The sequence below is a fragment of the Pseudoalteromonas sp. 68 DY56-GL68 genome, from assembly GCF_041414825.1.
GTDB lineage: Bacteria > Pseudomonadota > Gammaproteobacteria > Enterobacterales > Alteromonadaceae > Pseudoalteromonas.
On record NZ_JAOCZL010000024.1, the window covers coordinates 258,591 to 283,986 of the forward strand.

Below are 25,396 nucleotides of genomic sequence, written 5' to 3' on the forward strand. Positions count from 1 at the left end.
TTTAGCCCTTGATACTAACTTTACTGCCGGTACGGATTTTAATGATCCCTTCGGTGACAACTTGTTGGCCATTCTCAAGGCCTTTATCAATAGCAACCCAACCATTGTGACGGCCAGCAACGTGCACTTCAACCTTGTTCACTACACCGTCTTCAATTTGGAAAACATAGTGTTTATCTTGCTGAGGAATAACTGCTTTTTCTGGCACCATAAGCGCTTGGTTTGAACTAAGCTGTAAGGCGGTATTTAATAACATACCAGGGCGTAGTAAACGGCTACTATTTACAAAGCTGGCTGTTACTTCAACACTGCGTGTTACAGAATCAATGCGTGAACTAATGTGGGTCACTTTGCCATTAAAGGTTTTTTCTGGGTAGGCATCGTTTTGAGTCATAACTTTCATACCTAGCTGTAATTGTGCTAGGTATTTTTCAGGCACTTTAAAATCAACTTTAATAATGCTGATGTCATCAAGGGTGGTAATATTTGTGGCGCTACTTACATAGGTACCAATAGATATCTCACGTTTACCTAACAATCCCGAGAATGGCGCTGTAATTGTCATTTCGGCTAATTTTGTTTTTGCACTTTCAAGCTGAGCTTCGGTTGCATCTACACGTGATAATTGCTCTTCAAGTAATGATTTAGCTGTTGCTTGTGAGCGTGAAAGCTCAGTTAAGCGCTCTAGTTGGCGTTTCTCTTCTCTGAGGTTAATACTGAGTTCTTTAACGGTCAGTTGTTCTTCTTGTGACTGTAGTTGTACGAGTTTTTGACCTTTACTGACCAAGTCGCCATCATTAAAGTAGATATCAGTCACATAATCACTTTGGGCACTACGAATATAAATGGCTTGGTTAGCGCGAGCACTACCTATTGCTTCGATAAGTACCGCATTTTCTTCTGAGGTAACGGTGTGCGCGCTGACCTGAGTTGCAGTATCACCAAAGCCAGTTTGCTCACCTTGGCTTGAAGGTAAGTACAAATAAACACATAACCCTAATAACAGGGTAATAATAAAAGGAAAAAGCGCTTTGCCAGATTGTGTAGAATACATCATTGTGTTACCAGAGAATTAGTTGAGTGTAGTGTACAAAATTAGTACGTGTCGAGTATGTCAGGTATCCCGTAAATTTGTGCATTTGGCGTAAAAGTAAAAAAATGGCTGAGTTTGTTCCTGAAATGTAACTAAAAGTGAGTATTTGCTATGAGTAAAGAGTCAAAATGTAACTACTGCCTGATGTTACGAAAAGTCGTGTTAGTGGGGATCGTTATGTTCGTATTTTATTTTTCTGTGTACGGTTAATATGTCTGATATTTTGAATATTCGTGCTCACGCATCCCGTCATGGTATCGAATTTTTGCTTGTGGGTGGGATTGGGCTAACATTTATTATGTTATTTAATTTGCTAAGGCCTGGCGAAATTAGCATTATCGAGATTTTTCTTGCAAGTAGCTGCATTGCAGCAATATTCATTGGTTATTTAAAAACGCAGGAACCCTACTTTAGTTTCACTTTCTGCGAAGATGCGCTCATTTATCGTCATAAAGTCGGATATTGGCAGTTAAATAGAGAGAATTTTCATCATAGTGGTATACCAAAAGTGGAACAAGGCTTAGAATACCTTGAGTTAAACGCAGTTGGTATTAAACTCAATAACATAGATGAGTTTTTGATGCAGATCCAACCAAGAATCGCAGGGCGATTATTGATTGAACAGCGTCACCTATTTATGCAAGTAGTTCAAAAACATTGCAAAAATGGGGATTGCCCATCAGAATGGTTAATTGAGGATACGCAATACACGGCTCCAAGCGGGCAGCGTTACAAAGGATTGATAGCTATGTTTGCCAATCGAACGCAGCATCTTGGTCAATTGACAGGGTATGATCTACTGTTACCTGCCAATGTACTCGATACTGATATTTGGCAATTTAGTGCATATTTAAATCGTTGGAAATTAAACCCTAATGAGTTTATAAATACTCAATTACACAAAAATGTGAATCGTTAGGTGGTAGTAAGCAGGATAAGGCTATGAGTCAAGAACGTTCTTTTATTAAAAGTGGTCGAAACACGATAATTCATAAAGATAGAAAGCTCGATCTCGTTATCGTGAATGGCGAAAACCACCCACGAATTAAGGTGACCCAAAACGGGCTTGAACCCTTTAAAGAAGAACTGCCAAAAAATCGTCGTGAAGCGAAAGAGCGCTACCTTGAAATGGTTTATATTACTAGTGCAGATGTTTTCGCAGAAGAAAAGCGTTTGCTCTTTATTCAATCTTTAGATGGACGCGAGTATAAGGTGGATTACAGTAAAGTAGGCACTAAGCTATTTGTGCGTATTCATCAGGATAGCTATCTCTAAGCCCTTCTTTAATTTGGCACTTTACTTGCTTGGTATTCACTAATTTGACGGCTGGAAATGAGTCTGGCTTTGTTTTCTAAGGTGATAAACATGAGACGAGTGCCCCTTCTTGCTATTGTTATTACAACACTAACAGCATGTGGCGGCGGTGGTGGTAGTGATAGCGACAATACCTCTACTGCTGCGACAGTTAACGCAGGCGCAGATCAACAAATAATAGAAAAAAGTGAATTTACTGTCGTTGCAAAAGGCTCGCCAGCAGATGGTACCTTTACTTGGCAGCGTGTGAGTGGCCCCGCTATAGAAGGGTTTCCTGCTGACGGTGCTGAGCAATCTTTAACTGCTCCTGATATTAAACTCGATTCAGAACTTGTACTTCGTGTGGATTACCAAACAACCGATGGGCAGTTAGTGAGCGATGAAGTGAGCATTTTTATCAGCTCTAACAATCAGCTTCCACAACCTGTTATCACACAGGTCGCCCCTGAAGAACTCCCTTCTCAGTATAATGATGAAATTATTTTAAGTGGTGAAGAATCGTTCGATCTTGACGAAAATGGTTCAATAAACGGTTATCTTTGGTCACAACTGTCAGGCCCAGATCTCGTTATCAATAGCTATACAGATAAAACAATCAGCTTTAATCACCCTCTGCTTGAAGCGAATACACAAATGACATGGCAGTTGACTGTCACTGATGACGAAGGGGGCTCTGCAAGTATCGAACAAACGTTCACGTTAAATAAAACGAACGAGATCATCGTTGCAAATGCAGGACAAGATCAGCAAGTTATTGAGTTTGATACCGTAACACTTGATGCGACTAATAGTGAGGTTGTCACCACTACCAAACAATGTTTTTGGCAGCAGTTAACGGGCGACGTTGTGACTCTTGCAAATCAAAATCAATGTATTACTTCATTCACAGCCCCAGATGTTGATACAGATACAGCACTCAGTTTTGAAGTCACTGTAACGGATAGTAAGTCACGCAGTGATACAGATACAGTGGCTATTGATATTAGGCCTAAACCACTTGGTTACATAAACGATACGGGCATGAATGATTGTTATAACAATTCGCAAAAAATTAATTGCAACAGTGACGATTTCCCAAATCAAGATGCTGATTTAGGCAGAGACAGTGTTGCTAATCAGCTTGATAAGGTAGGACAAGGCGACTTGGCATTTGATTTCACAAAATTAAACCAATTTGCAGATGAGTTGCCCGATGACGCCACAAACTTTAGCTGCGTTCGAGATAATGTTACGGGGCTGATTTGGGAAGTAAAAGCGGCAAGTTCAGTACTGCCGCCGGCAACGACTGTCCGTGCCTCAACAAATCACTACACTTGGTATTTAGATGAGGGAAATGGAGCACAAACAGGAAGTGTGCAAGGTGCGCCAAACTCAACATGTCCAAGTAATACCGCCTGTGGTTTACAAACTTATGTAGAAGAAGTTAATGCCACTGATTTTTGCGGGGGCACAAACTGGCGAGTGCCTACTTATACTGAGTTGCAAGGCTTGCTCGATTACTCTAAACAAGGTGAAGCAAGCTTACTGAGTAGTGAGTTTTTCCCAAATCAACCTGATGCGACCCAGTTAAGCAGTAATAGTGACGCATTTATGCCGTACTGGACATCACAAACTGCTGCTGATGGTACGAGTTTATCGCAGGCCTATATTATTGATATGAGTAGCGCGAACGATTTAGCGTATCCAAAAAACAATACAGCGTTTGTTCGCTTAGTCAGAACACCAGGAGAGTAAAATGCGTCAATTATCTTTGCTAGTATCGGTTGGATTATTTGCAGCATCAGTTGGTGTTGCTCAAGCGCAAGTGTGTTATGACGGTGTCGCAGAAACGACGCCAACAACGCGGTTTGTTATTAATGACGATGGCACGGTAAGTGATAGCAAAACAGGGTTAATGTGGCAACGCTGTAGCTTTGGTCAAAGCTATAATACAGAAACATTAAACTGTGAAGGAACTAGCCAACAATTATCATGGGGTGAGGCATTACGCGGCGCAACGATGAGTGATTATGCTCAGTATAACGACTGGCATGTACCAAACATAAAAGAATTGGCGAGTATTTTAGAGCATCAATGTGTTCAACCGAGCATTAATGAACAAGTTTTCTATGCCACCAAGTTACAAAACTACTGGAGCAGTACCTCAGGTAAAGAGCGAACTGATCTTGCTTGGGTTTATCAATTTGATAAAGGCGTAAATAGCTTACATGCGAAAACGTCGGATCTGTATTTACGCCTAGTTCGTTACGAAAAGTAACGTTGAATTATTTCTAGCCGCGCTTTTTCAAGCGCGGTTTTTATATCAGCCCCTTTTATTCCCTGAGCAATAAACTGCTGAGGATTTACAGCGCGTGCCTGCTTGGCAGCCTGTTTAAGTTCATTAGCAAAGGTAAGTGGTTTTTGTTTACTGATCTCAAGCGCTTCTAAAACTTGCTCGAAACGCTCTGGGCGTCGCCACAAATCAAGCTGATTAAAGCAGCTCAAAACTGCATCGCTATCTAATTGACTAGCACACAGTGTTTGCCTGTGTGCTTGCGTGTTTAATGCTAAATCTCGTACTTCATTGGGTAAACGAATTTTCAGAGCGAGCGTTTTAATTGCCTCTTCACTGAGCGAAAGTGTTACTTGGCTAAACAGTAATGCAGTATTGGTAATTCCACGTTGTTGCGCATAATTAAAACGAGCTTGTAAGGTTCGATATAAGGCACTGTCCCACTGCTTTTCAAGTGAAGGGCTTATTACGTGTAAGCCTTTAATGTCGAATAATACATTCAAAAATTCAGCAAAGGCTCCATCACTTAATGACTTTTCGCATTCTAGCCAAATACGTTCTGCGGTGAGTGTTTCAAGCTCGCCATTGGCCACCATGGACACAAGCAAGCGGTTAGTTTCAGGTGCAATGGTAAAGCCTAAGTAATGATAACGGGCTGCAAAGCGAGCAACACGTAGAATGCGTAAAGGATCTTCACTAAAAGCATCAGACACATGGCGTAAAACACGGTTTTTAATATCGTTTTGGCCGTTGAAGGGATCGAACAATGTGCCGTCTTTCGCTTGAGCAATCGCATTAACGGTCAGATCACGGCGTATTAAATCTTCTTCTAAGGTGACATCAGGGGTAAAGTCACAGATAAAGCCAGTATAACCTTCTCCTTGTTTTCGCTCTGTGCGAGCGAGTGCATACTCTTCTTTTGTTTTTGGATGTAAAAAAACAGGAAAATCTTTACCAACTTGTTGATAGCCTTGCTTAAGTAGTTCTTCTGGTGTCGCACCAACCACAACGTAATCACGCTCTTTTATCTGACGACCAAGTAGGGCATCCCTGACTGCGCCACCCACTAAATAAACCTGCATAGTTCACCTGCTATTTTGCCTTTTTGGTATTTTACGTTATTTATCCATTAAAATGCGAACAAGGTTTTAAGTGGCGTTTTTTTTTGCCATTATAGGCCGTGATTTTAAACGCAAGGAATATCACGGTGTATTTAAGCTATTTTGGCTTGTCAGAAAAACCTTTTTCGATTGCTCCGAACCCTGAATATTTATTTCTCAGTGAGCGCCATAAAGAAGCGTTAGCGCATCTAACTTACGGCCTAGGAGAAGCGGGAGGGTTTGTATTGCTGACAGGTGAGGTTGGTACAGGGAAAACAACATTAACAAGAAGCCTGCAAGAACAGCTTCCAGAAAATACACAAGTTGCACAAATTCATAATCCTGCCTTATCGCAACTTGAATTGTTGGCCAGTATTTGTGATGAATTAAATATTACTTACGACAGCAATAATGCGACGTTGAAAACATTAACCGATGTGATCAAAAAGCATTTGGAGTCAAATAATAGTGCTGGTGGCCACACTATTTTAATTATTGATGAAGCGCAATTACTTGCTCCTGATGTACTTGAGCAATTGCGTTTATTGACCAATATAGAAACGGATCATAAAAAGCTATTACAAATCGTTTTAGTGGGACAACCAGAGCTACAAGCATTACTTAAACGCACAGAACTTAGGCAATTGGCACAGCGTATAACAGCACGCTATCACCTATTACCGCTAACAGAAGGGCAAGTATTTGCGTATGTTAAACATCGTTTGTCTAAAGCAGGAACCGAACAAGCGTTGTTCTCAAGGGATGCTCTAAAGGCTATCTACCAAGTGACGCAGGGCGTTCCTAGGTTGATTAACTTATTGTGTGAACGCTGTTTAGTGGGTGCTTTTTCTCAACAAAAGTTGAGCATAGATAGTGAACTGGTGATGCGTTCTGCTGAGGAAGCTTTGCCACCAAGTAGCACCGTCATTACAGCAACCGCCAATACACAATCCAATTATGTTTGGCTTTACCCTGTTTCATTTTTAGTCGTATTAGGTGTGGGTATTGGTTTATCCTACCTAATATAAAGAGTGCTCATTTATGTCATTACTTTTAGATGCAATTAAACAATCTGGTCAGCATGAGCAAACCGCCGCTGAGCATGACCAAGCTGCATTACAATTAAAACAGCAGCAGGAATTAACTCGTTACAGACGCCTTGCCCTGTCATTTGGGCTTTTATTAGCTGCAATTTTGACGCTAATGGCAGGGTTTTCGATTGGCAAATGGCTACAAAACAGTAAGTCATTGGATAGTGCAGTTGTTACAAGCACGCAGCAAACGATTGATAAAAACGAGGTAGTGGAGAATACGGAACAAGCTGCCACTGATGCTGCGCAAACGACTGCTCAGCCACACGCAATAAATGCGGCTGTAACGTCAACACAACCCCCGCAACCTTCAATGCAACAAATGCCAGTGCAAGGGCAACAATATCAATGGGTTCAGGTGCCTGTAAATTCAGTTCCTGTGTATGTTAACCAGGGGCAGCCTGTTTATCAGCAGCCAATTTATCAAGGCCAACCGGTTTATCAAACACAGCCACAGTTTTCACAGCCTGTGCAAATGATGCAAAATAATAGCTCGCAAAAGGTAAGCGACCAAGGTATTGATTTAAGTAAATATAAGGTATTGGGTAAGCCGCTAAATAGCGAGCCATCAGCCCCCCCTCAGCAAACCCCCGATAATGACGAGCTTAAAGATGTGCCCGATACGTTGAAAGATGCATTTGCTAAAGCGGTGCAGGATGTTGATAGCCAGCATTTTTCAGAAGTCACTCACAGTACGAAAAACTCATCGTATGCCGAGCCCATAGAGCTATTACCTGTATCGCTACAAAATCAGTTACCTACGATTAAGTATCAGGCACATATTTATGCGTCAGAAACATCAAAACGTTGGATTAAGCTAAATGGCCGTGAATTATATGAAGGTGACAGTATAGGTGTGCTGTCAGTGGTCGAGATTACGCCAGAGCAAAGTTTGCTCAGTTACGATGGTTACGAGTTTACTTTGAAAGCACTACAAGATTGGCCTGAATAGGTTTTACTAAAACTGATAGCTTAGGGCGACTTTTATATTACGACCAAATATAGGTCGCCCATAAAATAGGGGATCTTGGTGGTTTAAATCATCTCTGGGATTGCCTTCTGTTAAACCAAGCGTGTTGGTGAGGTTTTTAATTTCTAGCTGTAAGCTTAACTGCTCATTCATTGTGAACTCACTGAAAAAATCCCATGTTTGATAAGCTGGCAAGGCGAATTGATTGGCGGTATCTGAGTATCGCTCGCCGATGTAAGCCCATGTGATCGCAGCTTGAAAATTGTCTGACTTATACTCAGGTGTCAGTCGAAACTGTAGCTCGGGTGTACGGGTTATTTGGTTACCATTAAACTCGCTCTGAGGAAGGGATGATGGGATCCCGTAGAACCCTGCATCTTGCCATACCCCAACGCCTTTGAATTGCCAAGATGCGTTGTATTGGTAGCTGAATTCAAACTCTAACCCTTGCGTTTGTGTGTTAATTAAAATTGCCTTTTGTGGCCCCGTTGCACCTCTATAAACAGTAAAAGGGAGTGGGTCAAAATTAGTATCAAATAAAGCCCCACTAAATTGCCATTGTGATGTTTGCAGTCGTAAACCAATTTCACCCAAGGTTAAACGTATTGGCTTGCCAAAGTTTTGCTGGTCTCGCTCAATATTGTTGGAAGCCCAACCACGCGCATTACCAAAATTAATTAATCGAGGCATTTCAAAAGCGTCTGAGTAGCGAGCAAATACCGCAAGGTGTTGCTGTATCTGATAATTAGCGCCAACACTAAACGCTGTTTGGTTAAATGTGTCATGTAATGAACTTGGGGCAAGGTAATGCGAGTAATAAGGCCTTAGCGAATCGGTTGGTGATATTGCGCCTTCAAATAGGGTGCTGTCTAAGTTGAGGTGTTCATTACGAAGCGCAAGGTCAAACCTAAGGCTGTCTGTGATTTGCCAATCAAAATTAGCATAAAAAGAATGGGATTCAGATAAACCTACTCCTTTTAAATACACAGGACCTGCATACGATAAAAAGCCTTGTTCATTGAAGTTACCAACAACTTCTCCTTGATTATTTGTCAGTACAATTTCTAAACGATCAGGTTGATGCTTTACATCAGTGAGTAATTCACCAAGCCATTGGTCAAGGGGTAATGAGCTAAAGTCGCTGCGCGCATAAATATGCCCTAAGCTGAGTGACCAGTGATCATCAAGGTAATTGATTCGAAAATGGTTAATCAACTGTTGTTGTTTGTAGTGTGAGTGCAGTGGGAAACTGGAGGTGACTAAGCCATTTTCATTGAGGCGGCTAGGGTCATCGATTAATTTGTGGTCGCTGACCCGTCGGTACAGCGCGGTTAAGTTTGTATCTTCCAAAGAGTGTTTAAAGTCGGTTATATCTTGTTGTTGTAAACGGCTTTGGGCATCAACAATAGTTTGGTTGCCTAAGTTCATGAGCGTGTAAAGTTCATTGTTTAGCTTGGCGTAACGAGTGCGGTTAGTGATATTTACTTTGTCACTCAGTGGCGCTTTAAATACTAACGTGTAACTATTCATTTGTGTGTGCTGAGCATCACCCAGATCATGAACAAGCGTACCTTCAGGAGTGCGAAACGCTAATAATTTTAAATCGTCACTTAATAGCGTGCCATCGTCATAGGCAAGACTATCGAGTTGTTGAATTTTTTGTTTATTTTCTAAAATTAGCGGAGCATAAAAGCTGGTTTTATCATTTAGGTGTTTGTAGCTAAAGTCAAACTCAAAACTGTCAGTTAACCAACTGATTTTTGTACTTAATTGGCCTCCTTTATCCGCTTTATAGCCAGGTTCACGAATACCATCTGAGGTACGGTAAAATCCACCGATTGTATAAAACAGTTCATCAGTTAAAGGGCCCGTAAAGACACCATCAAAGCGTGTGTAATCATAGCTGATGCCATGACTTAATTTGATTAGGTTAAATGGTATTGCAGAGCCTTGCCTTGTTATATAGTTCACCATAGCCGCAGGGCCATTAAGGGTAAAAATACCGCTGCTACCACCACGTACAGCTTCGATGGTTTGGTGGGTCAGATCGGGTCGTAAGAAAAAATCCCCCCATATTCCATCGTACGTAATGGGTAAGCCATCCTCCATCAAACTAATAAAACGAAACCCTTCACCGCCTCTTAAGCCTCTTGGTGAGACATTATTGTTTGTTTCGCCGCCTGAGTCTTCAACCCAAAAACCGGTGACATTTTTAAGCACCTCAGCGCTTGAATAAGGTGTTTGTTGCTCAAGCTTAGAGCTGGATAGTTGTGTAATAGAAATGGAAGAATTTAAGATATTACGACTTTTACCACTGACGCCTGTCACGATGATGCGTTCAAAATCATCAGTGGGCGTTTGCTTTGATAGCGTGACAAAGATGCGCTGCTCAGTTAAAGCGAGTGTGAACTGATAGCGAGAGCCTTGCAGGACGTCAGTGAGTACTTCACTCAACGTGAAGTCCCCTTGTAAAGGTGGAAGCACGCTATGCTCAGTGATTGAGGCAGCATTGAGCTGCCAGCCACTTTGCGCTGCAATATCAAGCAAGCGCTGTTGCAAGGTTGCTTCAGCTAAATCGAATGCATAGTCAGTGGTAGCATGTGCTTTGCTAGTAAATAATATTAACCATATTAGTGTTGTGGCTAATAGTCTTAACAACATAGTTTAATTAGATATTTTTATTATTGTTTAAACTTTGTACCACTTTTAACTTATTTTCGCTATGACACTTTTAGCTAATCTGCTGTCAATGTAAAAACACGGCCTTTTTGAGTGACTGTAATAGGGTAAATTTTTTCTAAACTACTTAACCAACCTTCAATCTCGGTTGTTAAGAATGTGCCGTTGTAGGTGAGTTCTGTTAGTTTTTTATCGCTTAAGTTAACCTGAACTTCACTGTACCTTGCAACATCATTAAGCACATCACCCAAGCGCGCGTTTTGGTAGACTAAATAGCCTTTTTGCCAGCTCATAGTCAGCGAGTCACCTTGTGCTTTAGTGTGTGTGACTTTACCCGCCTTTGTCATTTCGACAGCTTGTCCTTGAGTGAGTGTGACAGCGTCTTGTTGAGCTACAGAGACACTGCCTTCTAGTACATCAACACGAATAGAGGCTGGATTTGCTCGTACATTAAATACAGTGCCTAACGCTGTTACTTCACTGTTTTGATAACGCACAACAAAGGGTCTTTGTTTATCTTTACTGACGTTAAATAGTGCTTCGCCTTGGTATAAAATTAGTTCGCGAGATGCGCTGCTATAACGAACGGCAAGTTGAGTATTCGCACCTAAATCTATTTGACTGCCATCGTCTAAAGTTAAAGAGCGATGTTCATTAATTGTGGTATGAAAAAATTCATTTGATACTTTGTCATTTGCACTTGCTTGGGGGCTCACAGTGCTCATTGTTTTTAAAGGCGACTCTTGATTTACTAAAAAAATAAAACCAAATAGCAAGCAGCTTGCTGCTATGGCTAAATAGCTTGTGATAGAGCGATATTTAGAATTTGTTTTGTTAGAGGTAACAGCATCAAGCTCAGCTAATTGTTGTGTCACAAACTCATCACTTAATGTGGTTGATGCCGTCCAAAGCGACTGCATTTTTTCAAACACTTCACGATGGACTGTGCTTTGAGCTAGCCAATCGTTAAGCTCGTCAGGGTAGCGGTTTGTTTCGCTTTCAGTAAACTTTTCATCTAATACAAGTAACCACTCAGCAGCTTGCTCTTCGATATTTGCTAAGTCGTTCGGTGATGGGTTCATGCTAAGATCCTTAAAACTCATGACTAAAGCTCATGTTGCAATTGCTGGTAGCAATGACGAACTGCACGTAAAACATATTTTCTTACCATACTGGGTGAAATCTGTAAGGTTAAAGCTATTTCTTCGTAGCTTTGTCCTCGTATTTTATATAACAAGAATGCCAGTCTGCATTTATCAGGCAAACTAATGAGAGATTTTTCCATTTCTTTTAGCAACTCATTATTATGATGTGTCTTCTCTGGGTTTATAGAGCTGACAGGTTGCGTGCTGTTATCTGTATCAGAGATAAACTCATCAAATGGGCTGCGTGCTTTACGTCTCAATTTATCTATTGCTAAATTTGTTGCTATTTTATACAGGTAAGCAGCGATGTAATTGCTTATTTTTTCTTGCTCTAAACCTAGCAGCTTAACAAAGGCTTCTTGCGCAACATCTTCTGCTTCACGTTTGTCTAGTCCTTTACTCATGATATGACGTATCAGTTTTTGCTGTTGCTTTAAAAACAACTGCTCAACTTGCTGGCGGCGACTACGCTGACAGTCTGATTCGGTATCGACTGAATCAATGGATTTGCGTCTAAAAGATAATAACGGTGGCATGAATCCGCATCCTACTCTTCCATTTGTATTGCATGTAGCGAGCCGACCATAGTCGGCTCGTCAGTGTTGGCTATTAATTCAAGGTGGCCACTCGGCTCACTTTGCCTGAATCACTCACTGTTCTTAGTTGAACAGCAGCTGATGTTGTTAATGTTACGGGTCCTGTATAGTCATGCCATGTCATTCCATTGTCTAATGAGTACTGGGTCTGCATGCCAACAAATCGTGTATTAACGATTAACTGGCCATTATCTATCGTCGCCCCAGGAAGTGGGATGCGATAATTTACTCCAACCTGTTTAGGCATTTGAGCATTAATATCGACAACTTGGTAGTAGTCCAATAGTGGTAAGGCATGTTGCCCTAATGTGTTTGTGAATGTATGCCATGCTTGTTCAGTGGCTAAACCTTCGGCTGGCATATCTTGCACCCAAGCTCGCTCTGCTGCGCCGAGTAACTTAGGAAATGTCATGTAGTCTAGTATTTCGGGTGATTTTTGGTTTTCACCAAATAGCTGTGCCTGAATACCTTGCACGTTTTGTTTACCCGTTTCACTGAGTAAAACCCACTTAGGATCCCATGGCACAGGGTTGCCAAGTTTGTCTTTCACCGCGTTGGCATAAATATTAAATGGGCGGTACTCAAATGTCTTTTTCGTGTCTGTATAGCCTGCCCAATGATAACCAATTTCATCAGGGTGCTTGTTGTAAGCTAAATCAAGATACAAGTTAGTTGCATGAGCAAGTACTACTTTTTTACCTTGGTTTGCGAACTTATAAGCTTGATGTTCATTTCCCCAGCCCCAGACATTATTCCAAAACACAGGGTAGATATCGCCGTAGTCAACATTGCCTGTGCCGTTGTGAGATAACACGTCTCCCCAACTTGCCATATCGAAGCCGTGTTGATTAATTATTTGCTTCCAACGAAGAAAAAAGTAATCAAAAATTTCAGCATCTGTTTTTCCTGCTGTAGCAGGGTTTTGTTGAACTGCAGGAGATTGTGCCCACCATTCATTTGGACCTAAGTGAGGCAATTCATCGCCCCCGCCGTGCAGGCGTGTGATGGTTGCATCAGGTACTGCATCATAAATTGCACGTGTTTGCTCAATAACATGATTTAAGAAAGTAAACGTGCTCTCTAGGGATGGATTGATAAAGTTGTCAGTGTAAAACTGTGGTGTGTAATATTGAGACTGGTCGAGTGGGTCAATTAATCTATATTTAGACGCTTCGATTGGGTCTGTATTTTTGTACTTATTGTAGCGATATTCCATCGCTTTAATTGCTGCGCGGGCATGAGCAGGAAAATCATATTCAATAATAACATCAATATGACGGTCGGCTGCGTATTGCAAAATTTCTTTAAAGTCTTCAACAGTGTAAAAACCCCAGCCCTTACCTAGGTAGTTTTGCTGCGCGATTTCGAACCCTTGAAAACTGGGCGGGGTACCTAAATTCGCAGCTGTTTTATCACTTGGTTTATTGTCAATGCCATCACCTTGAGCAAATTCATTGGCTGCGCCCATAAATGTATGCAGCATAGATGTTTCATTGAGGTCATAGCCACGCTTAGCACCAAATTCAGTTAACTCAGGAATACCAGGAATTTCTAATCGCCAGCCTTCGTCGTTGGCGACATTAATCTCAAACTTATTTAGTTTGTAAAAAGCCATTAAATCTAACAGCTTAAACACAGTTTCCTTAGACTGAAAGTTACGAGAAACATCAAGCATCATGCCGCGGTACTCAAATCGAGGAGCGTCTAAAATCGTCGTGGCAGGTAGAATGGTGTTGTCGGATAAGGTGCTTGAGTTTTTTGCGTTTTTATACACCGATGTGGGGATCATCTGGCGTAGTGTTTGTATTGCGTAAAATACACCTTGCTCATCGCTGCCTGTAATTGTAATACCTGTAAATGGATCTACTTCTAGTTTGTAGGCACTTTTATCAGCTTGATTATCTTGATTAGTATCTAAATGTGGATCAAGTTGTAACTTGATATGATTTGGGCCATTTTGAGTTGTTATATTGAGTGCAAATGTGCCACTTAATATGTCGCTTAAAGCAGTTTGTAAAAAAGCCGCTTCTTTATTGAGTGATGCTGGTGCAGAAATCGTTGTAAGTTGACTCATCAATGTTAAAAACTCATTGTCGATTGTAACGACTGAATGAGGTTGTGGAACCAGCTGGTTTTTTAATGGCAATGAGAGAATCGATGCATTATTTTCAGCATATCTTAATGCGGTGGTTTGCACGGGCATCACATCATTTGTGGCCTGTGTCGTTTGTTTAGGATCACTAGGGTCCATAAACACATCAACAAGTACAGCTTGAGGTGTTTGTTCGTTATAGCTGATATGAAAGCCAGAAGGAGAGTCATTTTTCAGCATTTGCCAGTATTGAGCAATGATCTCAATTTCACGCGACTCACCTGGTTGAATAGGCGTAAAACCTGCAATAGGTTTTAAAACAAAGTAATCACCGCTTTTGGCGGCATCTGCATTTTCTAGACTTAGTTTTTGTGCGGCAATATGTTGACGCGCATATTGTCCGTTTGGGTCAGAGTCAGGTAGAACACTGGCTGGTGGTCTTACTGAGCTAAAAAATAACGACCAGCCTGATTCACCTAATGGTTCTAAGCCATTGTTAGTGATTGTTAAACTACCAAGAAAAATATTTTCACCAATCCCGTGATCAATAACTTGCCAACTTAAAGCAAGGTTATCAGGGTGAGGTTGTGCAATGCTAAATTGGCTTGCTGTGAGTAGTGCTAAGCTCGATAGTGTTGTTGTAATTGTGTGCTTCTTTGCAAACATGGTGGCTCCTAAGACATTGTTATTGTATAGATAGAGCTGGTACCGCAAGTTGACTCTAATTTTATAAACGTCTTAAGAAGAAGATTTGGGAATTAAAATTTAAAAAAAGCCCTAAATACTGCTTTTGTATTAGGGCTAAGCACGTTAATGAACTGCAATTTCATCAATATATAAAGGAAGTTTAGGGATCTGAATGTCCTGAGATTTCTTGCTGTTGATAGCGATCACTTTTAAAAAACGTAATGTTGTCGGCTGAAAAGATAACACCGACATAGGGCCCTGTGGTGAGGTTACTTTTGCCAGTGTTGTCCATTGCTGCTTATCATCAGAGCCGAGAATGACTATTTCTGTTGGCGGATGCAATTGACGGTGACGACCACTGTTATAGCCTAATTGCACTTGTTTAACTAAAGTCGGTAATTCAAAATCAATAATGGCCTCAAGATCGGTGTCATAAAAAATAGCGTAATCTTCGACACTATAAAACTGATCAAATGCAAACTGACCATCTTGCAATTTATGCGCTGATTGCTCAGCTGCAGGGTAAGTTAGGGTGATGCTTTTACCCAGTGCTAGGTGAGGGCCAAGTGTAAGGCGTGCATCGCCAATAAGTTGCCCTTGCGATTTCACATAGCTACGAGCACGGACTTGGGTGTTTGATTGAATCGTGATAGGTGCTTGATATTTATTAGAGGCTAAAGTGGGTTCGCTGCCATCAAGCGTATAATAAATAGCGGTACCTTCGATATCAGTGGTTATAGTGACAAGTAGTTTATTGTTTTGCACAGTGCTGCTAATAATCGGTTTATAGCTACTTTTAGCGGTATTAATATGCATTTTTTGATAGCGCTTTAATAAGCGAGGTAAGCGGTTTTGACTATAATCATGCCATGATTTACTTTCTTTGTTTGACCACAAGGTTTCACTCAGCGCACTGAGTCTAGGGAATAGCATGTATTCAGCATGACGCGGTGTTTTTATATACTCAGTCCAGAGTGCGCCTTGAGCACCTATAATGTATTCGCGCTGCTGTGAGGTTAAATGGCTAGGCTCAGGATCGTATTGGTACACATTTTTTAAACTCGATAGTCCATGAATTGCTTTGGGTTCATCAAGGTTACGAGATTGATAGGCATCAAAATAGATATACTGGTATGGGCTCATAATGACTTGATGTCCCATTTTTGCTGCTTGCACGCCTCCTTCGGTTCCTCGCCAAGACATGATGACAGCATCATTTGCAACTCCACCTTCTAAGATTTCATCCCAGCCGATGACTGTTTTATCAAGATCTTGCACTATTTTAGCAACTCGCTTAATAAAGTAGCTTTGTACTTGCTCTGGCGTAGTGAGGTCATGTTGCTGCATTAATTTTTTCACAACGGGGCTTTCTAACCATTGTTTTTTTATTACTTCGTCACCCCCTATGTGGATGTATTTACTAGGGAAAAGTGCAGCTACTTCTTTGTAAACGACAGATAAGAACTCAAACACATCCTCGCGAGGGCATAACACGTCTTCAAAAATACCAAATTGTGCTTGTACGTCGACAGCCTGCTGGTGGCAAGACAGCTCAGGATAAGCAGCCAGTAATGCCGTGCTGTGCCCTGGAATATCTATCTCAGGGATCACCTCGATGTGACGTGCTTTAGCATACTCTATGACTTCTTTGATTTGTGCTTTTGTATAGAAACCTGAAACGCTTTGATTATCAAACAAAGGTTTGTAATCATAAGTATGACCAACAACAGTATGAGGGCGTGTAGCGCCTATTTCTGTAAGCTTAGGGTATGCATCTATGGCTATACGCCAGCCTTGATCATCGGTTAGATGCCATTGAAAAACATTAAACTTATGCATTGCGAGCCAATCAATGTATTGTTTTACAAAGCTCACATCAAAGAAATGGCGGCTGACATCTAAATGCATACCACGATAAGTAAAGCGAGGTTCGTCGAGTATTTCTGCATTGGTAATTAGCCAGCTTCGTTGGTTTATTGGCATACGCGATTCTATTTCAATGGGGAGCAGTTGCCTGAGTGATTGCATTGCCCAAAATAACCCCTTTGTTGTGCTGGCTTTTATTTCAATAAAACCACTTCTTACTATTAATTGATAACCTTCCTCAGCCACTACTGAGTCGGTAATGTTAAAAGCGATGGTGTTTTTCATCGTATTTTTTGCGTGTGATACAGGTAATTCATAGCCAGTTGGTGGGCGTAGAAACTCAGCAAGTTGCAGAGCCACTTGTTTTGCATCTTGGTGGTTATAGCTAATCTGTGTGTTGTGCATTAAGTGAAAGTGATCTTCACCGTATTGACTGCTTGTTGGCTTTGGTGTGATGTTAGCGCTGACATAATAAGGAGCTAATAGCAGAATGAATAACACAAAGCTGCTTTGCAAGTATTGGTAAAAAGCATTTTTAATCATTGTTATTTCCTAAGAAAAGCCCGCATTTGCGGGCTTGGATAAACTAATCAGCACTGGGCAAAGTGCAAATTAGCAAGGGGTAGGTTAAAAATTAAGGGTTAACGAAGCACTAATAGTTCGGCCTAAAATAGGGCGCGCGTAGTAATAGTCGAAACCCGCTTGAACATCGTTAATGGCACGCGGATTACCTTCAGTTAAGCCTAACTCGTCAGTTAAGTTAGTTGCTTTTAAATGAACGGCAGCGCTGTCATTAAAGCGATAATTAACGCCCATATCGACGGTTGTGTAAGCAGGGAGTTCAAACTTATTCTCGCCATCTGAATAACGTTCACCTAAGTGGTGTACGGTTAAATAAACATCACCATCATCAAAATAATAGGTGGGAGTTAAACGTAGCTGAATTTTTGGTGTACGTTTGACTTGCTTGCCTTCCCAATGTTTAAAAGCACCGGTGAAGCCCTCCATTTTAGGATCTTGCAACACACCCGTTAAATCCAGTTGGATGTTTTCGTGTGCTTGCCAAACGGCTTCAAATTCAATACCGTCGGTGACGGTATCGATAGTTTGATTAGCCACTTCACCATTACTACCGGTAAAGTTACGCTCTACTAGGTCATTGAACTTTGTTCTAAATAAAGTTACAGACGCGCCGAGTGTGTCGCCAGAATAACGCCCACCAAACTCACTGAAGGTAAGGTTTACACTGTCATTAAAGTCTGCATCAATTCCGGCATGTATATTTTGTCCGTAGCTCATTAAGCGTGGCATCTCAAACGCATCTGCATAGCGGCCAAACATTGAGACACTATCAGAAAATTTATAGTTGAAGCCAATCGTCCATGCCGTTTCAGTTTCATCGCGGGTTTTTGATAAGTAGTTGTTCGAGGGGGTATCAACATAGTTATTGGCAAGGTTGTTATCAACGTCATTGCCATTGGCATCGAAAGCACCATCCACTGGCACGGCAAACTGGGTTGCTGATGCGGTACTATCCAATTCTAACCACTCAATACGAATGCCCCCGTCAATACGAAGACTATCTGTGGCTTGAAATTGCTCATTGATAAACAGTGAGTGTGATGTGCTTGTACCAAATGCAGTGGCTTGGCCCCAACCAGGTGCATAGCCTGTTGAACCATTGTCGGTTAACTGACCGACCACTTGTTGGTTGTCATCCAAAGCAACAATATCAAGAAGTCGTGCATTATCTTTCACTTCAGTTAAGAACTGTGACTCCCATTTATCAACGGGTAGCGAGTTTGCATCAACGTATGCGAATAGCCAGCCCATAGTGAGCGTGTGGCGATCACCTTCGTAAGTAAAATTGAGTTTATTGACGAATTGCTCGGCATCATATCGTGAATAAAGTGGATAGCTTGTGGTCACTAAACCATTGCCGTTTAAGTTTGTTACATCGTTGAGTATTTCGCCTGTATCAACATATTGATATTTAGCTGCAACAGCGCCGTCAGCTGCAAATTGGTCGAGCATGGAGAGTACATCTTGTTGACCAAGTCTATCGTTGGCATTTACTAAAGTGGAGTTATCGAAATTAAGTAGAATATACATGTCGTTTTCGAAGCTTGAATAACGGCCTGCTGTATTTAACAGCCAACGATCATTTAGTTCCCAATCAAGGTTATAGCCCAAAGTGGTAAACTTAGTATGCTGCCCATCTTTAAGATCTCGCGTTTTGTAGCTACCATCTTCTTGCAGGTAATTTAAAAGGCGTTGGCCATTTCCGATTAAGGTTCCGTGCTGTGGATCCACACCTGCGATCCCTTCTGGATTTTTTTGATCTTGTAGAGGAATAGGTACAAAAAACGTGGTGTGATCATTTAAATGCTTGGCAGAGAGTGTAAGTTGGCCTTTATCAAACTCGCGCACAAGGTTTAATCTCAGTTGTCCGCCGTGATCTGCCGTAAATTCTGTATCCCTTACGCCATCAGAGCGACGATAAAAACCACCGACAGACATTTTCCAGTTTTCACTAATGGGTGTGCCATAGAAAAACTCACTGCGGTATAGGCCATAATCCGCCGTAGTTAGACGAATGGTTGCTTCTTCGACACTATCAGGTTTTCGTGTAATAAAGTTAACCAAGGCTGCAGGTCCATTGGTTGTTAATAGGCCTGATGTACCACCGCGCACAGCTTCCATGTGTTCAATCGTGATGTCTTGGCGTTGATAAAAGTCGACCCACACACCGTCATAAACAACCGGTAAGCCGTCTTCTTCAACACCAATATAACGAAAGCCTTCGCCGCCACGTAAGCCCCTTGGAGCCACATTGTTGTTGGTTTCACCGCCAGAATCTTCGACCCAAAACCCTGGTACAGTTTCGAGCAAATCGGCGGTACCTAGCGGGGCCTCTCTAGCAAGTTGCTCGGCATCGAGTGTGGTAATTGATACGGATGATTCGAGTTTGGTTTGGCCACGGCCACCACTACCGGTCACGACAATTCGCTCAAGATCGAGAAGTTTTTTCTTTTCTGATGCAGGTTTAGTTTCTTGTTCAGAATTTTGAGCTGCTTGTAGGTTTAAGCTCAAGCAGGCACTTCCGATTGCCAATGCTAGTAAATGCTTTTTATAGCGAGGTGTGTGTTTTTTCATTTTATTCCCTTCATTGTTGTTTTTTATAAAGCAGCAAATGGCTGCTTTAAATCTATTAACGAATGAAGGGATATTTTTGGGAATAACTTCTAAGGTAAAATTGAATGTTTAAAAAACTTAATTAAATCAATATTAAAATCAGTTGGTTTTATGGCTGCCTCAAGGTTCTCATGGCAACGACTGTTCGCAAGGTCTATATCATGTACTTCTGTATAGCGAGAATGTTTTGCATTGTAGAACACTTTAACTTGCGGCTTTAATGGGCTTGTCGGGTTACTATGTGTAACCACAGCTAATTTTTGGCTTTCCAATTTAACTAAAGTACCGACAGGATGAATGCCAATACATTGGATAAATTTAGTCACTAAATCACCATCAAAGCTATCAGGGCATCCATCTTTGAGTATTTTGAATGCTTTAATCGGCTCCATACCTGCTTTGTAAACCCGTTCGGCGGTGAGGGCATCATATACATCGACGATTGAAGCCATACGCACATATAAGCTCAATTCATCGGCATGTTTACCAAAAGGATAGCCGCTGCCGTCTAAGCGTTCATGATGGAAAGCTGCAATTTCAACCGCTATTCCGCTTAGCCCAGACTCCTCGAGGATCTCTTTACTAAAACGGGCATGGTTTTGGATCACTTGGTATTCTTCATCTGTTAATTTTCCAGGCTTATTAAGAATGTTATCTGGAATATTAATTTTGCCAATATCATGCAGCAGGGCACCTGTTGCTATCTCTTGAATGATGTCTCTATCAATACCTAAGTGTTTAGCAAAAATACTAATTAAAATAGACACATTGATTGAATGCTCTAGTAGGTAGGCGTCTTTTTCACGCATACGCGTAATGCAGGCTAGGGCATCTTGGTTACGAAACACTGAGTCTATAAAGCCACTTGCTAGTTCCTGAAATGGCGCAACATCAATTTTATTGCCCGCTCGAATATCATCGAAAGCTTTGCTCTGCAATGACTTGGCTTCAGTGTATAAACTGTTGGCTTTTGTCATTTCCGCACTAACACTGTGTGTCGTGTGCCACGGGTTATGTTGCTCAACTTTTTCAGTTGCAGGTGGGGGGCTGGCTTTTTTCTGCACCACTTTGTTTTCTTCGTTTAAAGTGAGTGTTTTGTCAGGATCAATTTCAACTTCTAGAATGCCAGCTTTTATTAGCTTATCTATACTTCCTTGCGTTTTTACCCAGCCTTGGTTTTTGATGCGGATCTTGCCTGTTTGTTTTGTCACGCTTTGCACAAACATGCCGAGTTTAAGTTGATTGATAGGAAGTGTTTTCAAGGACATTACTTCAAGTTGAATACATTAATATAAAATTAGCAGATATTTCGTATCTGAGTAAATAATAATAAAGGTGAGTTTTTAGGTAATAAGTATGTTTTTTGAACTGAAAGCAGAAAATTTTCAACGGTTTAATGTGGTTTAATAAAAAAGCCCCTACAAAAATTGTAGAGGCTTATAAAATTTAACTAAGAAAGTGTTCTTAAAGTTTACTCGTCATCTTCTACAAGCGTCATAAGTGATGTGTTACCACCTGATGCTGTTGTATCGATACTGATTGTTTTCTCAGTAAGTAAACGTTTGATCAGCGTATCATAGTACTCTGAGCTAATAACCGGCAGTATTGCACCTTTGCGTTGTGCTAGCTGCTGGCTGAAGTAGCCTAAACGTGATGAACGAGCTGCAACAACCGCACCTGCAAGGTGAGGGTGCGCTAAGATAGCTTGCAACTGATTAGGCTTAGCAACTTGGAAAACACCTTCAGCAATACCCGTTGAGATAAACTTATCTCTAAACGCAACAGCTTCCTCATAGAACAACTCAGAGGCTACAGTGATTACCGTATTACCCGCAGCAAGTGCTGTGATAATAGAAATTGCCCAGAAGTTAAATGATGTACTCTTATCGGCATAACAAACCACACAACCACGTGGCTCAAGGTGAAGCGTATTAGATTCACCTGTAGGTCCAGGTAATACAGTGTGCTTACGCATGTGCTTTTCAAGGCGGTTAAGCTGCGCACGTGCATCAGCCAATGTTAATGCTAAGTCATCAGCAAGCTCGTCGATGATCTCAACCGTTGCAACTTTTGCTAGTAATTGACGAACAGCAGAAACACGGTCATTTAGTGGTGTCGCACGCCAGATTTTTTCATCGCGTAATGAGTTTTCCATTAACTTAGCAACTTGCTCAGCCGCACCTGAATAGTGGTGAGTGTCTAGCTCATCAGGTGATAGGTTCGTCATTTGTACGTTGTCTGGTGATGCTTTCTCTTTCACAAGACGTTGCAAGTAGTTAGGGCCACCTGCTTTAGGGCCAGTACCTGAAAGGCCACGACCACCAAAAGGTTGAACACCTACGATTGCACCGATCATGTTACGGTTGATGTATACGTTACCTGCACGAGACATTTTTGCTAAGTACTCACAACGCTCTTCAATGCGTGAGTGAACACCCATTGTCAGGCCATAGCCTGTGCCATTGATTTGATCGATAACGCTATCAAGTTCAGTGCCTTTGAAACGAATGATGTGAACACATGGACCAAATACTTCACGTTTAAGCACAGATAAGTCTTTGATTTCGTATAAACGAGGAGCAAAGAAATAAGCGCCATTCTCGTTGTTATCAGGAATAGCACACTCGTAATGAAGTGTTGCATTGCCTTTAAGATACTCAACGTGTTCATTTAAGTTCTTTAACGCTTTTTCATCGATAACAGGACCGATATCGGTTGAAAGTAGCGAAGGGTCACCAACATGAAGCTCTTTTAACGCACCTTTGATCATCTCAATAATGCCATCAGCAACGTCTTCTTGAATAAACAATACACGTAGCGCAGAACAACGTTGGCCAGCACTTTGGAAACCTGAACTGATCACATCATCAACCACTTGCTCAGGAAGCGCTGTTGAGTCAACGATCATACAGTTTTGACCACCTGTTTCTGCAATTAACGGTACTTGGATATCGTTACGTGCAGCCAGTGTTTGTGAGATTAATGTGCCTGTTTCAGTTGAACCTGTAAACATAACCGCTTGAATACGCTCGTCAGGTACAATTGTTTTACCTACTTCGCTACCACGGGCAATAACAGGTTGCACTACGTGCTCAGGTAAGCCGACAGAAAGCATCAGTTCAATCGTACGAAGAGCGATTAAACTTGTTTGCTCAGCTGGTTTTGCAATAACCGTGTTACCAGTCACGATAGCAGCAGCAACTTGACCTAAGAAGATAGCCAGTGGGAAGTTCCATGGGCTGATACATAAGATCACACCACGGGCTTCAAAGCGCTCGTCTTGTGATAATTCTTCTGCACGTGCAGCGTAGTAACGACAGAAGTCAACGGCTTCGCGTACTTCATCAATACCATCTTGTGCAACTTTACCCGCTTCTTTAATACAAATAGCAACTAGCTCATCGTGGTGACGCTCTAAAATGTCAGCAACACGGCGAAGCAGGTTTGCACGTTCTTTTACAGGTGTTTGTGACCATGACTCAAATGCTTTTTCTGCATTTTCTAGAAGTGATGTCATATCTTCTGATGTTTGAAGTTTCACATGACCAATAACTTCTTTGTGGTTTGCCGGGTTTTTCACTGGCAATGAACCTTCAGGTACATCGCTTAATTCAATTCGGTGTTCTTCAAACCATGCATCTAAGTTCTTTTTGAATGGAGTAATAACATTAATATCAGTTAAATCCATCCCTTTTGAGTTTGCACGTTCGTCACCGTACAAATCAATTGGCATATTAATTTGTGTATTGAACTTGTTGCGTAAACCTTGCAAAGTTTCAACTGGATCTGGCAGTAATGACTCAACCGGCTTAGAGGTATCAACAATTGCGTTAACGAATGATGAGTTAGCACCGTTTTCTAATAAACGACGCACTAAGTACGCAAGTAAGTCTTCGTGTTGGCCTACCGGTGCGTATACACGACACTGAATTTTTTCTTGTTCAACAATTTGGTCAAACAAAGACTCACCCATGCCATGCAGACGCTGGAATTCAAATCCATCGTGGTCACCTTTAGCAACTTCTAAAATCGTTGCCGCAGTGTAAGCATTGTGTGTTGCAAATTGCGGGTAAAGTACATCGCGGGCTTCTAGTAGTTTGATAGCACATGCTTTGTAAGATACGTCTGTTGTTGCTTTACGTGTGAACACAGGGAAGTGGTCTAAACCATCTTGCTGAGTGGTTTTGATTTCGGTATCCCAATAAGCACCTTTTACGAGGCGAACCATTAACTTACGGCCCACGCGGCGCGCAAGGTCAGCAACCCATTCAACTACAAAAATAGCGCGCTTTTGGTATGCTTGCACAGCTAAACCAAAGCCATTCCAGTTACCTAGTTCATCATCGCTGAATACGGCTTCGATAATATCTAATGAAATATCTAAACGGTCAGCTTCTTCAGCATCAACAGTGAAGCCGATGTCGTAGCTTTTCGCAGCAAGTGCAAGTTCTTTTAGCTTAGGTACGATTTCTGCCATCACACGTTCGCGATGAGTGAACTCATAACGTGGGTGTATTGCAGAAATTTTCACAGAGATACCTGGGCTTTTGATAGGGCCACGGCCATTTGCTGCTTTACCAATTGCGTGGATAGCAGTCATGTAGCTTTGGAAGTAACGCTCTGCATCTTTCATAGTGCGTGCGCCTTCACCTAGCATATCGTACGAATATACGTAGCCTTTTTGTTCTTTATCAGCAGCTCGCTCAATCGCTTCGTCAATGGTACGACCCATTACGAACTGCTTACCCATGATCTTCATCGCGAAGTTCACAGATTTACGAATAACGGGTTCACCTAGACGGCCAATGGTTTTCTTAAGTACACCAAATTGCTGTTCTTTCGATTTGTCGCTGTAGTTAACCATTTTACCGGTTACTAGTAGGCCCCAAGATGATGCGTTCACAAATAAAGAATCGCTGCTACCTAAATGCGAGCTCCAATCACCTTTTGCTAGTTTGTCACGAATAAGTGAGTCTTGAGTCGCTTTGTCTGGTACACGTAAAAGTGCTTCAGCTAAACACATTAGAACCACACCTTCTTCTGTCGAAAGTGAGAATTCGTTTAACAGTGCGTCAACACCGCTTTGACCATCTTGATCGCGACGGATATTTAAAACCATTTGACGGGCACGTTCCCATGCACGGCTTCGTGCTTTTACGCCTACTTCAGCCAGCGGTAAGATATGATCAATAACCGCATTTTCGTCAATACGGTAGAAATCACGGATTTTTTGTCTTATTGGACACTCAGTTGTCAAATCGCCATTAAATAGCATATGTAACCCTCTGGTATGTGG

16 protein-coding genes are annotated in these 25,396 nt (G+C 41.6%); 6 read left to right on the forward strand and 10 right to left on the reverse strand.

All coding sequences use genetic code 11. The features are described from left to right. Position 1: 1 nt before the first annotated feature. Complete coding sequence (locus tag NYF15_RS20410) at positions 2-1,054, reverse strand: efflux RND transporter periplasmic adaptor subunit (protein ID WP_130149643.1); 1,053 nt, start codon at positions 1,052-1,054, stop codon at positions 2-4. 250 nt (positions 1,055-1,304) lie between these two features. On the opposite strand from NYF15_RS20410, the gene NYF15_RS20415 reads away from it, so the two are divergent. The 4 genes from NYF15_RS20415 (at position 1,305) to NYF15_RS20430 (ending at position 4,664) form a co-directional block, all read left to right on the forward strand. After that, complete coding sequence (locus NYF15_RS20415; RefSeq protein ID WP_371354503.1) at positions 1,305-2,012, forward strand: DUF2982 domain-containing protein; 708 nt, start codon at positions 1,305-1,307, stop codon at positions 2,010-2,012. A 23-nt stretch (positions 2,013-2,035) separates the two neighbouring features. Next, entirely contained in the window at positions 2,036-2,368 is a 333-nt protein-coding gene (locus NYF15_RS20420) for a hypothetical protein (RefSeq protein ID WP_237119930.1), read from the forward strand. A 90-nt stretch (positions 2,369-2,458) separates the two neighbouring features. Further along, positions 2,459-4,141, forward strand: a complete 1,683-nt coding sequence (locus NYF15_RS20425; protein ID WP_371354504.1) for a DUF1566 domain-containing protein — start codon at positions 2,459-2,461, stop codon at positions 4,139-4,141. A 1-nt stretch (position 4,142) separates the two neighbouring features. Continuing rightward, positions 4,143-4,664, forward strand: coding sequence for a DUF1566 domain-containing protein (locus tag NYF15_RS20430; RefSeq protein ID WP_371354505.1), 522 nt, complete (start codon positions 4,143-4,145; stop codon positions 4,662-4,664). Here NYF15_RS20430 and NYF15_RS20435 read toward each other — a convergent pair. Further along, positions 4,652-5,761, reverse strand: a complete 1,110-nt coding sequence (locus NYF15_RS20435; protein WP_371354506.1) for a tRNA nucleotidyltransferase — start codon at positions 5,759-5,761, stop codon at positions 4,652-4,654. The two genes, NYF15_RS20430 and NYF15_RS20435, sit on opposite strands and share 13 nt — an antisense overlap. 125 nt (positions 5,762-5,886) lie before the next feature. Here NYF15_RS20435 and NYF15_RS20440 point away from each other — a divergent pair, with 125 nt between their 5' ends. Next, positions 5,887-6,807, forward strand: coding sequence for an ExeA family protein (locus tag NYF15_RS20440; RefSeq protein ID WP_062568764.1), 921 nt, complete (start codon positions 5,887-5,889; stop codon positions 6,805-6,807). Positions 6,808-6,820: 13 nt separating this feature from the next. Beyond that, on the forward strand, positions 6,821-7,822 hold the full coding sequence (locus tag NYF15_RS20445; protein WP_371354507.1) for a general secretion pathway protein GspB: 1,002 nt from the start codon (positions 6,821-6,823) through the stop codon (positions 7,820-7,822). A gap of 6 nt (positions 7,823-7,828) precedes the next feature. On the opposite strand, the gene NYF15_RS20450 is transcribed toward NYF15_RS20445, so the two are convergent. The 8 genes from NYF15_RS20450 to putA form a co-directional block, all read right to left on the reverse strand. Next, the gene (locus tag NYF15_RS20450) at positions 7,829-10,501 is read right to left on the reverse strand and encodes a TonB-dependent receptor (protein ID WP_371354508.1); all 2,673 of its coding nucleotides are present in this window, start codon (positions 10,499-10,501) and stop codon (positions 7,829-7,831) included. Positions 10,502-10,575: 74 nt separating this feature from the next. Beyond that, positions 10,576-11,601: a FecR domain-containing protein gene (locus NYF15_RS20455; protein ID WP_371354509.1), complete on the reverse strand. Its 1,026-nt coding sequence runs from the start codon at positions 11,599-11,601 to the stop codon at positions 10,576-10,578. Between the two features lie 23 nt (positions 11,602-11,624). Next, positions 11,625-12,200, reverse strand: a complete 576-nt coding sequence (locus tag NYF15_RS20460) for an RNA polymerase sigma factor (protein WP_062568768.1) — start codon at positions 12,198-12,200, stop codon at positions 11,625-11,627. Positions 12,201-12,273: 73 nt separating this feature from the next. Next, positions 12,274-15,018 carry a family 20 glycosylhydrolase gene (locus NYF15_RS20465; RefSeq protein WP_371354510.1) on the reverse strand — a complete coding sequence of 915 codons (2,745 nt, stop codon included), beginning with the start codon at positions 15,016-15,018 and terminating at the stop codon, positions 12,274-12,276. Between the two features lie 144 nt (positions 15,019-15,162). Further along, the gene (locus NYF15_RS20470; protein WP_371354511.1) at positions 15,163-17,448 is read right to left on the reverse strand and encodes a family 20 glycosylhydrolase; all 2,286 of its coding nucleotides are present in this window, start codon (positions 17,446-17,448) and stop codon (positions 15,163-15,165) included. 84 nt (positions 17,449-17,532) lie between these two features. Next, a complete protein-coding gene (locus NYF15_RS20475) occupies positions 17,533-20,061 on the reverse strand; it encodes a TonB-dependent receptor (RefSeq protein WP_371354512.1) in 2,529 nt (842 codons plus the stop codon). A gap of 89 nt (positions 20,062-20,150) precedes the next feature. Continuing rightward, positions 20,151-21,362: an HD-GYP domain-containing protein gene (locus NYF15_RS20480; protein ID WP_371354513.1), complete on the reverse strand. Its 1,212-nt coding sequence runs from the start codon at positions 21,360-21,362 to the stop codon at positions 20,151-20,153. 209 nt (positions 21,363-21,571) lie between these two features. Continuing rightward, positions 21,572-25,375, reverse strand: coding sequence for a bifunctional proline dehydrogenase/L-glutamate gamma-semialdehyde dehydrogenase PutA (gene putA / locus NYF15_RS20485; RefSeq protein WP_371354514.1), 3,804 nt, complete (start codon positions 25,373-25,375; stop codon positions 21,572-21,574). Positions 25,376-25,396: the final 21 nt, after the last annotated feature.

What these genes read in the sequence shown, in the direction of transcription:
- NYF15_RS20410 (WP_130149643.1), bottom strand. Translation starts at nt 1,054, where the DNA reads ATGTATTCTACACAATCTGGCAAAGCGCTTTTTCCTTTTATTATTACC.
- NYF15_RS20415 (WP_371354503.1), top strand. Translation starts at nt 1,305, where the DNA reads ATGTCTGATATTTTGAATATTCGTGCTCACGCATCCCGTCATGGTATC.
- NYF15_RS20420 (WP_237119930.1), top strand. Translation starts at nt 2,036, where the DNA reads ATGAGTCAAGAACGTTCTTTTATTAAAAGTGGTCGAAACACGATAATT.
- NYF15_RS20425 (WP_371354504.1), top strand. Translation starts at nt 2,459, where the DNA reads ATGAGACGAGTGCCCCTTCTTGCTATTGTTATTACAACACTAACAGCA.
- NYF15_RS20430 (WP_371354505.1), top strand. Translation starts at nt 4,143, where the DNA reads ATGCGTCAATTATCTTTGCTAGTATCGGTTGGATTATTTGCAGCATCA.
- NYF15_RS20435 (WP_371354506.1), bottom strand. Translation starts at nt 5,761, where the DNA reads ATGCAGGTTTATTTAGTGGGTGGCGCAGTCAGGGATGCCCTACTTGGT.
- NYF15_RS20445 (WP_371354507.1), top strand. Translation starts at nt 6,821, where the DNA reads ATGTCATTACTTTTAGATGCAATTAAACAATCTGGTCAGCATGAGCAA.
- NYF15_RS20450 (WP_371354508.1), bottom strand. Translation starts at nt 10,501, where the DNA reads ATGTTGTTAAGACTATTAGCCACAACACTAATATGGTTAATATTATTT.
- NYF15_RS20455 (WP_371354509.1), bottom strand. Translation starts at nt 11,601, where the DNA reads ATGAACCCATCACCGAACGACTTAGCAAATATCGAAGAGCAAGCTGCT.
- NYF15_RS20460 (WP_062568768.1), bottom strand. Translation starts at nt 12,200, where the DNA reads ATGCCACCGTTATTATCTTTTAGACGCAAATCCATTGATTCAGTCGAT.
- NYF15_RS20465 (WP_371354510.1), bottom strand. Translation starts at nt 15,018, where the DNA reads ATGTTTGCAAAGAAGCACACAATTACAACAACACTATCGAGCTTAGCA.
- NYF15_RS20470 (WP_371354511.1), bottom strand. Translation starts at nt 17,448, where the DNA reads ATGATTAAAAATGCTTTTTACCAATACTTGCAAAGCAGCTTTGTGTTA.
- NYF15_RS20475 (WP_371354512.1), bottom strand. Translation starts at nt 20,061, where the DNA reads ATGAAAAAACACACACCTCGCTATAAAAAGCATTTACTAGCATTGGCA.
- putA (WP_371354514.1), bottom strand. Translation starts at nt 25,375, where the DNA reads ATGCTATTTAATGGCGATTTGACAACTGAGTGTCCAATAAGACAAAAA.